The sequence below is a fragment of the Streptomyces sp. NPDC093065 genome, assembly GCF_044754585.1.
Classification (GTDB): Bacteria; Actinomycetota; Actinomycetes; order Streptomycetales; family Streptomycetaceae; genus Streptomyces.
Window position 1 is genome coordinate 32,677 of record NZ_JBIVPJ010000031.1, and the last position, 12,319, is coordinate 44,995.

Genomic DNA, 12,319 nt, shown 5'->3' on the forward strand with positions numbered 1-12,319 from the left:
ATCGCCCGTCGGCCGGCCTCACTCGTCAAGAACCGCCCGGCCTTCCTCTCGGAGGTTGACCGCCATGAACACCCCCGCGATCCGTGAGACTGCCGACCTGCTGGCCGAGGCCGAACGGAGCGGCAAACCGGTTCCCCCGGTACGCGACCGGCTTCCCGCCCACGACGTCAACGCTGCGTACGCGGTGCAGCGGCTGAACGTGGAGCGCAAGCTGGCAGACGGCCGCCGTGTCGTAGGACGCAAGATCGGGCTGACGTCCCCCGCCGTGCAGGCGCAGCTGGGCGTCGACCGGCCCGACTTCGGTGCCCTGCTGTCGGACATGGTCGTGCCGGACGGCGGCACTGTGCCGGGAGGCCGGCTGTTGCAGCCGAAGGTCGAGGCGGAAGTGGCGCTGGTGCTCGGTGCCGACCTGGACGTCACGGAACCGAACGTCGCCGACATCATCCGCGCCACCGACTTCGCTCTGCCGGCCCTGGAGATCGTGGACAGCCGGATCACCGACTGGGACATCACCTTCGCCGACACCGTCGCCGACAACGCCTCCTGCGGGCTGTTCGTCCTCGGTGGCACACCGGTCCCCCTGACCGGTGTCGATCTTCGGCAGGTGGCCATGACGCTGGCGCGGGGCGAGGAGCAGGTCTCCTCGGGCACCGGCGCCGACTGCCTGGGCGGGCCCCTCAACGCCGCGGTGTGGCTGGCCGGTGCGCTGGCCGAGGTGGGCGACTCGCTCAAGGCGGGCGACGTGATCCTCACCGGGGCCCTGGGGCCGATGGTCCCGGCCGTTCCCGGCGACCTGTTCGAAGCCCGCATCTCCGGACTCGGTTCCGTCCGCGTCCGCTTCTCCCCCGAAGGAGCTGTCCAGTGACCACCTCAGTCGCCATCATCGGCTCCGGCAACATCGGCACCGACCTCATGATCAAGGTGCTGCGGCTGTCGGAGAACCTGAGGATCGTCGCGATGGCCGGCATCGACCCCGAGTCGGACGGCCTGGCCCGCGCGCGACGCCTCAAGATCGCCACCACACACGAAGGGATCGAAGGACTCGTACGGATGCCCGAGTTCGAGGATGTCGAGATCGTCTTCGACGCGACCTCCGCCGGAGCCCACCGGCGTCACGAAGAGGTCCTGCGCCCACTCGGCCGTACTCTGGTCGACCTCACACCGGCGGCCGTCGGCCCGTATGTGATCCCCCCGGTCAACGGCGACGAGCACCTCGCCGCGCCCAACGTCAACATGGTCACCTGTGGGGGCCAGGCCACCATTCCGATCGTGGCCGCCGTCAGCTCGGTCACCCCGGTCCACTACGGAGAGATCGTCGCCTCGCTCTCCTCCCGCTCCGCGGGCCCCGGAACCCGCGCCAACATCGACGAGTTCACCGAGACCACTTCTGCCGCCATCGAGAAGGTGGGCGGCGCGGCGAAGGGCAAGGCCATTATCGTCCTGAACCCGGCCGAGCCGCCGCTGATCATGCGTGACACGGTCTACTGCCTGGTCTCCGACTGCGACACCGCCAAGGTCCGTGAGGCCGTCTTCGCGATGGAGCGCGCCGTCCAGGAGTACGTGCCGGGCTACCGGCTCAAGCAGGACGTGCAGTTCGACCGGGTGCCCACCGAGGATCCTCAGCGTCGCCTTCTTCCGTCCGGCGAGCGGGACGGCACCGCCTGGAAGGTCTCCGTCTTCCTGGAGGTGGAGGGGGCCGCGCACTACCTGCCTGCCTACGCGGGCAACCTCGACATCATGACCTCTGCCGCGCTGCGCACCGCCGAGCGCGTCGCGGCCCACCGCAAGCAGGAGGTGCCGGCCAGGTGACCAGCGATCTCTACATCCAGGACGTGACCCTCAGGGACGGCATGCACGCCGTCCGGCACCGCTACTCGGTCGAACAGGCCCGTTCCATCGCCTCCGTACTGGACGCGGCGGGCGTCACAGCGATCGAGGTCGCTCACGGAGACGGGCTGTCCGGTTCCTCCCTCACCTACGGCGTCGGCGCGCACACCGACTGGGACTGGATCGAAGCCGTCGCCGACGCCGCGCGGCAGGCCGTTCCCACCACCCTGCTCCTGCCCGGCATCGGCACGGTGGAGGATCTCAGGCAGGCACACCGGCTGGGCATCCGCTCGGTACGGATCGCCACCCACTGCACCGAGGCCGACATCGCCGCCCAGCACATCGCGGCCGCTCGGGACCTCGGCATGGACGTCGCCGGCTTCCTGATGATGTCCCACATGGCGGAACCCGCCGAACTCGCCCGCCAGGCCAAGTTGATGGAGTCCTACGGAGCCACCTGTGTGTACGTCACGGACTCCGGCGGGCGTCTGACCATGGACGGGGTCCGCGCCCGCTTCCGGGCCTACCAGGACGTCCTCGATCCCTCGACCGACATGGGCATCCACGCCCACCACAACCTCGCCCTCGGTGTCGCCAACAGTGTGGTGGCCGTGGAAAGCGGCGCCGTCCGTGTCGATGCGTCCCTCGCCGGTCAGGGCGCGGGCGCGGGCAACTGTCCTCTGGAGGCCTTCGTCGCCGTGGCCGACCTCCAGGGCTGGCAGCACGGCTGCGATCTGTTCCCCCTGATGGACGCGGCGGACGACCTCGTCCGGCCTCTCCAGGACCGGGAGGTGCGTGTCGACCGCGAGACACTCACGCTCGGGTACGCGGGCGTGTATTCCAGCTTCCTGCGGCACGCGGAGGTCGCCGCCGAGCGCTACGACCTCGACACCCGTTCGATCCTCGTGGAGGTCGGACGCCGCAAGATGGTGGGCGGCCAGGAAGACATGATCACGGACGTCGCACTGGACCTCGCGCGGTCCTCCGCCGTTCGGCCGTGAGCCGGACGGGTTCTCGCTCGGGGAATCCCTGCGCCGTCCGCGTGGGCGGCGCAGGGACCCAGTCCGAACCTAAAAGGCAGAACGTTCTTTCTTGACACAACGGGCCTCGAACACGAACGATGTTGCCTCGAAGCGGCAGCCGTCACCGATGCGCCGTTGTCCTGTCGAGAATCTTTGGTCCTTACGACGGCATCCGCACGTAGGGCCACGGGAGGCATCGTGTTCATGGCGTTCGCTCATGCGTTCAAGACGCCTGACCTGCGTAAAAAGCTGCTCTTCACGCTCGGCATCATCGTGGTGTACCGACTGGGCACCCACATACCGGTTCCAGGCGTCGACTACCGAACGGTCCAGCAGTGCCTCGACCAGACGGCCGACAGCCAGGGGCTGTTCGGGCTGGTGAACCTGTTCAGCGGGGGTGCGCTGCTTCAGATCACGGTCTTCGCGCTCGGCATCCTGCCCTACATCACCGCCAGCATCATCCTGCAGCTGCTGACCGTGGTCATCCCACGCCTGGAGGCTCTCAAGAAGGAGGGCCAGGCAGGAACGGCGAAGATCACCCAGTACACCCGGTACCTGACGGTGGCACTCGCCGTCCTCCAGGCCACCGGACTGGTGGCCACCGCACGCAGTGGCGCGCTCTTCTCCGGTTGCGCAGTCGCCTCGGACATCGTCCCGGACCGGTCGACCTTCACTACGGTGACCATGGTCATCTGCATGACCGCCGGCACCTGTGTGGTGATGTGGCTCGGCGAGCTGATCACCGACCGCGGTATCGGAAACGGCATGTCGATCCTCATGTTCATCTCGATCGCCTCCACCGTCCCCTCCGCCCTGTGGGCGGTCAAGAAGCAGGGGACCCTGGCCGGCGGCTGGATCGAGTTCGGCGGTGTCATCCTCGTGTCACTGGCGCTGGTGGGCCTCGTGGTCTTCGTGGAGCAGGCCCAGCGCCGCATTCCGGTGCAGTACGCCAAGCGCATGATCGGCCGCCGCTCGTACGGCGGGACCTCGACCTACATCCCCCTGAAGCTCAACCAGGCAGGCGTCATCCCGGTCATCTTCGCCTCGTCACTTCTCTACCTGCCGTCCCTGATCGCACAGTTCTCGAGCGGCAACTCGGCCTGGAAGACCTGGATCGTCCGGAACCTCACCATGGGCGACCACCCGGTCTACATCACCGCGTACTTCGTGCTCATCGTGTTCTTCGCCTTCTTCTACGTCGCGATCACCTTCAACCCCGACGAGGTGTCGGACAACATGAAGCGGTACGGAGGCTTCGTCCCCGGGATCAGGGCCGGACGGCCCACCGCCGACTATCTGCGCTACACACTCAACCGGATCACCTGGCCTGGCGCGCTGTATCTGGGACTGATCGCCCTGGTCCCCACCGTCGCGCTGGCCGCGATCGGAGCCGGTCAGAACTTCCCGTTCGGCGGGACAAGCATCCTGATCATCGTCGGCGTGGGTTTGGAGACCGTACGGCAGATCGAGGGTCAGCTCCAGCAACGCAGCTATGAGGGCTTCCTGCGCTGACGACGCGGGACGCGGATTGTGTGGCACGGGCCCACCCGCGATCGACGGCGGTGACGAGGGGTTCGTACGTCACGTTCTGATCCGGGCGCCGCGACCGCCGTCCAGGCACGACCGGAGTCCCGAGCCGCCGGGCCCACGCCGGGCCGCGGCCCGGCGGCTCAGGTACCGGCGGCTCAGGTACCGGCGGCTACGTCCGCGTCCAGATCCGGCGCGACGGACGTCGCGGCAGCCGCGAACTCGGCAGGCTGCTCGATGTGTCCGAAGTGTCCGCTGTGCTCAAGCTCGACGAGATGCGCGTGCGGAATGGAAGCATGCAGTATCCCCGCCCACCGCGGCCCGGCGATGAAGTCGTGGGCGCCGGCGATGACGACCGTGGGTGCGGTGATCTCACCCAGTCGGTCACGCAGGTCGAAGAGTTCCGGCACCTGCGGAACCAGCCAAGCGCGAAGGCCCGTGACCAGGTCGGCGTATTCCGGCCTCCGGCCGGGAAAGTCGGCGAAGTACGCCGGAAGCGCATCGCGCAGTGCGGCCGTCATCGCCGCGTCGTCAGTCGCGGCCATCAGCCGTTCGAACGCGGAGGGGATCTCCGGGTCGACGGCTCCGTAGGCGGTGACGCCTGCCATGGCCGACTCCCAGAATCCCGGATCGGCCACCGCCGTCGTGTCGTACAGGATCAGACCTGCCACTCGGCCGGGGTACTCAAGGGCGTAGCGCTGCACCACGAATCCACCGTGGGAATGGCCGAGCAGCTGGACCCGAGGTGAGTCGAGGTCGTCGACGACGGCGGCGAGAAAGGCGACGTAGGTGGCGAGGTCGTAGGACTCCAGACGGCCTGAGTCACCCGTGCCGACCGGTTCCAGGTAGACCATCGTGCGGTGCTGCTCAAGCAGCGGCATCCGCAGATACGACCACGCGGTACCGGGGCCGCCGGAGTGCGCCACGCAGACCGGTCCTTGGCCTGCGACGTGGTACACCTGCCGGACACCGCCGACGGTGATCTCGTGGGTGCTCAGGGGGCTTGCGGACTTCAACTTGTTCTCCGATCAGGATGATGCTGACCTGACCAGATGCACGAGCCCCCGGCCGAGTTCGATCAGGTTCCGACTTTTCTCTGATCAGGGACCGGATGGAAGAGAGTGACCGTGCGAACCCGCCCGCTGTCCAGCGATTGCAGCCACACCGCGCTCGGTGGGCAGTGGTCGGGGGCCGAGGCTGGGTTGACGAGTTCGAGTTCCCAGATGAGCACGTCGTCTCCCGCGACGACATCGACCAGCCCGGGCCGGACTCCTGACTCCAGGTCGCCGTCCATCGCCCGCACGGCCAGGGCCACCCCACCGCTCACCGACGACGCCGGCACGACGAGCTGGGCGTCCGGCCACCACAGTTCGCTCACCACATGCCGGAAGTCGCCGCGCGCCGTGGCCCGCACCGCATCGGCGGCCTCCCGCTGTCGCGCCCCGATCCGCTCCGACACGTCCGCGTACGCCGCGTCGGCCGTGGCCCGCAGCGTGGCCGCGAGCGCACGGTGGGCATGGTGCAGGCGGCTGCGTACCGTCCCGACCGGGATGCCGCACACGGTGGCGATGTCCGCGTAGGACCGCACACTGCTGAAATGCCGCAGCATCGTGATCAGACGATCCTTCTCGGAAAGAGTCGCCATGGCGTGCCAGACCCAGTCCCGTGAGACCGTCCGCTCGAGCAACTCATCCGCGCCGAAGGCTTCATCGGCCGGCAGAAACCATTCGGGGTCGGCGACCGGGGTGGGCCGTTTCGCACGCACCCGCATGCGGCAGTTGTTGCGGACGACCGACCGCAGCCAGCCGCCGACCGCTGCGGGATCGCGTACCTCGCCGATCGACACGATCGCGGTCACCATCGCGTCCTGCACGGCGTCCTCGGCATCCGGACCGTGCCCCAGAATGCTCAACGCCACCGCCCGCATACCGGCTTCATGGCGCCGCACCAACATCCCGAGCGCCTCGACATCACCGCGCCGGGCGCAGCCGACCAACGTACTGTCGTCCATCGTTGCATAGTAATCGGGCCACCCTTGAACGCAGTTCGCCGTCGGCGACCCGCGTCTGCGACGGGCACACCAGCGACGAGCTTGGCTCGGCTCGTCTACGCGCCTACTCAGAGGCTCTGTCCGCCGGACAGGTCGATGACCGCGCCGGTCGCCCACTGGAAGGAGTCGGAAAGGACCGCGGGGACAGCGGCGGTGATGTCGTCGGGCATGGCGATGCGGCCCTGCGCGATCGTGTGGGCCGACAGCTGCTGCACCTCCGGCGAGTGCATGATGCCGCCTCCGAAGTCGGTCAGAACCGCCCCGCCCATCAGCGTGTTGACGCGAATGGAACGCTCGGCCAACTCGACGGCCTGATAGCGGGTCAGAACCTCGATCGCACCCTTGGTGGCAGCGTAGGCGGACATGCCCGGTACAACACCACGGGTCAGGGCAGTCGATACGTTCAGCACACGGCCCCCCTCATTGATCAGCGGCAGCAGCGCCTGGGTGAGGAAGAACGGGGCCTTGAGGTTGATCTGAACCAGTTCGTCGAACTGCTCCGGCGTGGTCGTCGCGTACGGAGCGTAGGTGCCGATGCCGGCGTTGTTGACGAGGTAGTCGAAGGTCTCTGCGCCGAAGCTCTCCTGCAGGGTGCTCCTGACGGTGGTTGCGAACTCCGCGAACATGTCGATCCGGGTGACGTCGAGCTGACGGAAGACCAGGTCCGGGCCGGCGGCCTCGGAGGCTGCGCGCTTGCTGGTGAGATAGGTGCCCAGAACCGCGACACCCGACTGCGTCAAGTGGTGCGCGATACCCATACCCAGTCCGCGTCCAGCACCAGTGACCAGGGCAATCTTCCGGTCCGTCATGGGATTCCTTTCATGAATCAGGCGGATTCCAGCATGGAGGGGACCGCCCGGGATGGATGGTGTCCGTGCGGTGAACCGGCGCCACGAACCGGGTTGCGGCTCGGGCATACGCAGGCTGCCAGGAATGGCACGGGCCCAGCCGCACCTCGCGTGGCTGGGCCCGCTCCGGGGTCTACTCGAAGTCGCACCCTGGATTGGGAGCATCCTGCGACAGCGGAGCGCCATGCGGAAGGACATAGAGCACGTCGAGGACGACATCGGTCTTGCCGAGGTTGCGGCCGATGTGCACGTGGTTCGCACCGGCCGGCTCCGTGAGGCTGCTGCCGGCCTTGTACACCCCGTCGGACTCGCAGCCGGAGTCGAAGTGGCTGAGAGTACCGTGCTCAACGAAGCCGTAGAGGGTTCCGTCGTGGTAATGCCAGCCTGTGCCCTGACCAGGGGGAACGGTGATCTGGCGGAGGATGTAGTCGGTTCCGCCCACTGTGGTCTGGGAAATGATGGTGCCCGATACGCCCGGACCGCCGGGGGTGGCGAACGCGGGGACGCCGACGCCGACGCCGAGGGAGAGGCCGAGGGCCGCGCCCAGCGTCCCTCCTGTCCGTAGCAGATTCTTGCGCAATGCGGTCACACCTTTCAGGGGTCCGGCCAGGCCCGCAGGACCGTTGCAAGAGAGAACGGTTACAAGATAGAACGGTCGATCTCGCCTGACGGTGTGCACCAGAGTGCACCAGGCGAGCCGCTACGTCAATACCGAACGTTCTGCCGCAGATACCGGATCGAGGGCGCCTCTCGCACTCAGCGTCCGCCGGCGCGCAGATGAGACGTGAAGAACTCGACGGCAGCCGAGGAGGTGGCCTCGAACTCGTCGACGTAGGGGGCGAAGTGGCCACCAGGGATGATCTTCAGGCGCTTGGGTTCCAAGGCTCGGTTGTAGGCCGACAACTGCAAGTCGGTGCCCGACACCGTGTCTTCGTCGGCAACGATCATCAGCAGCGGCCGGGGGCTCACCATCTCGATGTAGTCGCCGGCGTTGTAGACACGGCTCCACTCGCCGGTACGGACGGTGACTTCGTTGCGCCACGACGGGGCGATCTCCCCGACCCTGGTGAAGTAGGCGAACGCGTCGTCGGCGGGGTAGACCGGGCGGTCGGCCACATCCCCGATCACCGGGCGCATCGCGACTTCCCCCGTCCGCATGCGGGCGATCCGCTCTGCCGCGAACTGCTCGCCGGCTTCCCTCAACTGCGCCATGGGGGTACGCCGCCATCCGGTCTGCACGCCGTTGATCGCGGGTGTCTGGGAGACCACGGCCTTGACCCTGAGGTCACTGGCCGCAACGACGACGGCGTGCCCACCGCTGTAGCTGGTCCCCCACACCCCGACGCGGTCGGGGTCGACCTCCGGCAGTGTGCAGGAGTAGGTGATGGCATGCCGGTAGTCCTCGATCTGACGCCATGGATCGATCTCCTGACGCGGACTGCCCTGGCTCGCCCCGAAGTTGCGGTGGTCGTAGACCAGTACGGCAAGCCCGGCGGCGGCGAACCGCTCGGCGTAGCGATCCAGGTATGCCTCCTTGACCAATGAGAACCCATGAGCCATGACGACGACGGCAGCCGGGCCGCCGTGGGCCGGCGGATAGAACCAGCCGCGCAATGTGGTGCCATCCGCGTCGAACTCGACGTCACGGCGTGTGTTGGATGGGAATGGTGCGGACATGAGCGAGGCTCCTTACGCAGAACTCCAGCAGGAGGGATCGAGGTGGTGAAGGCATTGAGCCCCGATCGGGCATCCCGGGCACGGGCTTCCACCGGCGATCGCAGCGATGGCTGATGCTGCTCTCTTCGCGGGGTCGACCCGGGGAATCGAGCCCGCCCGCGCCCGGTCGGCGGCGGCAACTCCGCTCAGCGGCCCGGGTGACTGCCTGCCCACACGACAGGGGTGCGACCTGCCCACGGGTTCGCCCGTTCGAGCTGGCCGGCCAGGCGGTAGAGGCGGTCTTCGAGGCCGTATCCGGTGGTGAACTGCATACCGATGGGAAGCCCCGTCCCGGCGTCGGTCTCCAACGGCACCGACATCGCGGGCGTACCCGCCGTGTTGGAGGGCATGGTGAACGGCGAGCGGTCGAAGACCCTGCGAATCCAGCCGAGGCCGTCCAGTGTCTCTGCGTCCTCGGCAAAGGTCCCCAGAGGCACGGGAAGCTCGGGCAGGGTCGGGCTGAGCAGGATGTCGTGGCCGTCGAAGTACTGGCCCAGGCTGCGGGCGACCCGGTTGCGGACGGTGAGAGCGGTCGCGAATTCGGCGCCGCTGACACGCTGCCCGTAGTGGTAGCCGGCGAGGGTCACGGGTTCGAGGGTCGAAGCGTCGATGGGCCGGTTGAAGGCGCCGGCGAGCTGGTCGATCGACGTCGCGAGGTTCACCGTGAAAATACGGGCGTTGGCCAGCACGTACTCCTCCCAGTCGATCCCGAGGTCGACCGGGGTCTCCTCCACCCGGTGACCGAGGGATTCAAGCAGTCGCACAGTGCGGGAGAGCGCGTCGGACACCGGTGCGGTGGTGCGGTGTCCGCCCCACCCCTGGGTGAGTACACCGATCCGCAGCACGCCGGGATCGCGGGTGATCTCTTCGGCGTACGGCCGGGAGGGCTGCTGGGCGAAGTAGGGGTCACCCGGTTCGGGGCCGAGGATCTGGTCGAACAGTGCCGCGCTGTCGCGCACCGTGCGGCTGACGCTGCCGTGTGCGGCCAGCCCGTTGAAGAGTTCGTCGAAGTCCGGTGCCATGGACACGCGGCCCCGGGTGGGCTTCATGCCGAAGAGCCCGTTGTAGGCGGCGGGGACGCGGAGGGATCCGGCGGCGTCCGTGCCGTGCGCGAGGGGAACTACGCCGGCCGCGACAGCGGCGGCGGAGCCGCCGCTGGATCCGCCCGCACTGCGCTCGGGGTTCCACGGGTTGCGGGTCGGGCCGTACAGCACCGGCTCCGTCGTGATGCTGTAGGCCATCTCCGATGTCGCGGTGCGCCCCATCGTGACCAGACCGGCGCGACGAAAACGCCTCATCAGGGCAGAATCGGCGTGAGAGACGTTACCGGCCGCGAGGCGACTGCCCAGCTCCATGCGCCGCCCAGCCATGGCGACGCCGATGTCCTTGATCAGAAAAGGGACACCGGCCAGCGGCGCGTCACGCTCGGGCTCGTCGTCGGCCGGCCATGTCTCCACGATCGCGTTGATCTGCGGATTGACCATCTGTGCGGCCTGGCTCGCGACTGCTTGCAGGTCGGCGGGGGTCACTTCCCCCTTCGCCACCATGGCCCCGAGCTCGACCGCGTCGAAGTTCACATACTCGTCGACTCTCACTTCTGCTCCCATCAGAGAGAAAGATACTCATCAGTACCGGATGATACCCAACGGTATCATGAGGGACTGACAAGTATCGGATCGGCGGATCGTCGGTGAATCTCCTGACCACGGGGCGTGTGTCGACGTCGGTGAGGAACGTGACCGAGAGCGAGGCCGACGAGGAACCCACAGGGCGGTACCTCTGGGTACCCATCGGCTTCCCTAACGTCGAGGGATGCAGGGCAGACCTTCAAGGGTGCCGATGTCAGCCGCGGCGCCTCTTGCCGGCCGTGCGTGCCTTCATCCGTCAGTACACATACCTAGGACCCACCATGACCAACAGCCCGACCACCTACGTCCTCGTGCACGGTGCCTGGCACGACGGGCAGTCGTGGAACCGCGTCGCCTCACTGCTCACGTCCCGGGGTCACCGTGTCTTCACGCCGTCTCTCACCGGCCACGGGGACAAGGCGCATCTGCTGACCCCCGAGGTGGGCCTCACCACCCACGTCAACGACGTCACCGGGCTCGTTCTGGAGCACGACCTGGACGACATCGTCCTTGTCGGACACAGCTACGCCGGTATGGTCATCTCCGGCGTCGCGAACCGGATTCCCGCGCGCATTGCCCGTCTGGTGTACCTCGATGCGATGGTGCCGACGCACGGTGAGACCGCCATCGATGTCATGCCGCGCACACAGAGCATGATCAACGGTGTGGCGGACAGCGCTCAGCCCTGGCGCATCCCGCCGCTGCCGGAGTTGCCGGCGCCTCTGGGTTTGTTCGGAGTCACCGATCCCGGCGACATCGCCTGGCTCAGGGCCACGCTGTCGGACGCGTCGGCCCTCTGCTTCCAGCAGCCGGTAGAGATGGACAACCCTGAACAGGCACTCATCCCGAGGACCCATGTTCTCTGCACCGGCGACGAGCCCGAGGACGTCACCCGCCGCCCCGTCCCAAAGCTTCAGCCCAACGGCGAGCCGTCTCGCATCCACACGCTGGACACCGGCCACGACGCCATGATCACCAAGCCGGTGGAAGTCTGCGCGCTGCTGCTCGACTCCTGAGCCGGGGCCGCTGTTCAGATGCTGAGCTGATCTTCGACGCCCTTCCACCGGCGTGACCGCTGTCAAGAGCCCCGGCTCGTGGTCTCGGGCCCGTCAGACAGTGCGCCCCAGCAGGGAAAGAAGCTGAACGGCGGGATCGGTGCCGCCGGCGGCCACCGGCGCGGCGATGATTCCCAGGTCTGCCATTCTCTCGGCGTTGGTGCGCGCGTAGGCCAGGCCGTGGGCGACCGCGGCCGGGTCGAGTGCCTCGGACCGGCCGCACCCGCGGGCCAGGTCCCACTCGTGGACCGTCAGGTCAACGAGAATCTGGTCCGCGTACATGGTCAACGGGGCTTCCCCGAAGGAAAACTGGGCGGTCCCGGAAAGATCGGCGCCATTCCAGGCCGCCAGGGAGCGCTTCGCGGCCTCGTCCCACGCGCGTACGGGGTCCGCGCCGACCATGTCGCCGTCGTAGCGGTCGCCCACCTGCGCCATGGTCTCTCCGGCGAGCAGGTGTGGCACCCACAAGTGCTCGCCGACCAGGTGATTGACGAGATCCCGCACTGTCCACTCGGTGCACGGCGTCGCATCGTTCCACTGGTCGCGGCCGACCGCGTGCACGCGCGTACCGAAGCGGTCGATGGCATCGGGGATCAACTGCAGGGCCGAATTCGACATGGCGTCAGATTAACGCCCGTGGTCTTTC

General features: G+C 67.7%; 12 protein-coding genes. 5 read left to right on the top strand and 7 right to left on the bottom strand.

What is annotated here, in order from left to right; genetic code table 11:
* Nucleotides 1-64 precede the first annotated feature (64 nt).
* From mhpD to secY, 4 genes are all read left to right on the top strand, one after another.
* Nucleotides 65-865: a 2-keto-4-pentenoate hydratase gene (gene mhpD / locus ACIQFU_RS35135; protein WP_402557109.1), complete on the top strand. Its 801-nt coding sequence runs from the start codon at nucleotides 65-67 to the stop codon at nucleotides 863-865.
* A complete protein-coding gene (locus ACIQFU_RS35140; RefSeq protein ID WP_402557110.1) occupies nucleotides 862-1,809 on the top strand; it encodes an acetaldehyde dehydrogenase (acetylating) in 948 nt (315 codons plus the stop codon). The genes mhpD and ACIQFU_RS35140 overlap by 4 nt, the downstream gene beginning before the upstream one ends.
* A gap of 41 nt (nucleotides 1,810-1,850) precedes the next feature.
* On the top strand, nucleotides 1,851-2,828 hold the full coding sequence (dmpG, locus tag ACIQFU_RS35145; RefSeq protein ID WP_402557176.1) for a 4-hydroxy-2-oxovalerate aldolase: 978 nt from the start codon (nucleotides 1,851-1,853) through the stop codon (nucleotides 2,826-2,828).
* Between the two features lie 219 nt (nucleotides 2,829-3,047).
* Nucleotides 3,048-4,361, top strand: a complete 1,314-nt coding sequence (gene secY, locus ACIQFU_RS35150; protein WP_402557111.1) for a preprotein translocase subunit SecY — start codon at nucleotides 3,048-3,050, stop codon at nucleotides 4,359-4,361.
* A 173-nt stretch (nucleotides 4,362-4,534) separates the two neighbouring features.
* Here the strand turns inward: secY and ACIQFU_RS35155 are convergent, their stop codons facing one another.
* From ACIQFU_RS35155 to ACIQFU_RS35180, 6 genes are all read right to left on the bottom strand, one after another.
* Nucleotides 4,535-5,392, bottom strand: a complete 858-nt coding sequence (locus tag ACIQFU_RS35155) for an alpha/beta fold hydrolase (protein ID WP_402557113.1) — start codon at nucleotides 5,390-5,392, stop codon at nucleotides 4,535-4,537.
* Between the two features lie 62 nt (nucleotides 5,393-5,454).
* On the bottom strand, nucleotides 5,455-6,387 hold the full coding sequence (locus tag ACIQFU_RS35160) for an RNA polymerase sigma factor (RefSeq protein ID WP_402557115.1): 933 nt from the start codon (nucleotides 6,385-6,387) through the stop codon (nucleotides 5,455-5,457).
* Nucleotides 6,388-6,494: 107 nt separating this feature from the next.
* A complete protein-coding gene (locus ACIQFU_RS35165) occupies nucleotides 6,495-7,235 on the bottom strand; it encodes an SDR family NAD(P)-dependent oxidoreductase (protein ID WP_402557117.1) in 741 nt (246 codons plus the stop codon).
* A 172-nt stretch (nucleotides 7,236-7,407) separates the two neighbouring features.
* Nucleotides 7,408-7,821, bottom strand: coding sequence for a cupin domain-containing protein (locus ACIQFU_RS35170; protein ID WP_402557177.1), 414 nt, complete (start codon nucleotides 7,819-7,821; stop codon nucleotides 7,408-7,410).
* Nucleotides 7,822-8,030: 209 nt separating this feature from the next.
* Entirely contained in the window at nucleotides 8,031-8,951 is a 921-nt protein-coding gene (locus ACIQFU_RS35175) for an alpha/beta hydrolase (RefSeq protein WP_402557118.1), read from the bottom strand.
* A 185-nt stretch (nucleotides 8,952-9,136) separates the two neighbouring features.
* Nucleotides 9,137-10,585: an amidase gene (locus tag ACIQFU_RS35180; RefSeq protein WP_402557119.1), complete on the bottom strand. Its 1,449-nt coding sequence runs from the start codon at nucleotides 10,583-10,585 to the stop codon at nucleotides 9,137-9,139.
* 314 nt (nucleotides 10,586-10,899) lie between these two features.
* On the opposite strand from ACIQFU_RS35180, the gene ACIQFU_RS35185 reads away from it, so the two are divergent.
* On the top strand, nucleotides 10,900-11,634 hold the full coding sequence (locus ACIQFU_RS35185) for an alpha/beta hydrolase (RefSeq protein WP_402557121.1): 735 nt from the start codon (nucleotides 10,900-10,902) through the stop codon (nucleotides 11,632-11,634).
* A gap of 93 nt (nucleotides 11,635-11,727) precedes the next feature.
* On the opposite strand, the gene ACIQFU_RS35190 is transcribed toward ACIQFU_RS35185, so the two are convergent.
* Nucleotides 11,728-12,291: a TIGR03086 family metal-binding protein gene (locus ACIQFU_RS35190; RefSeq protein ID WP_402557122.1), complete on the bottom strand. Its 564-nt coding sequence runs from the start codon at nucleotides 12,289-12,291 to the stop codon at nucleotides 11,728-11,730.
* Nucleotides 12,292-12,319: the final 28 nt, after the last annotated feature.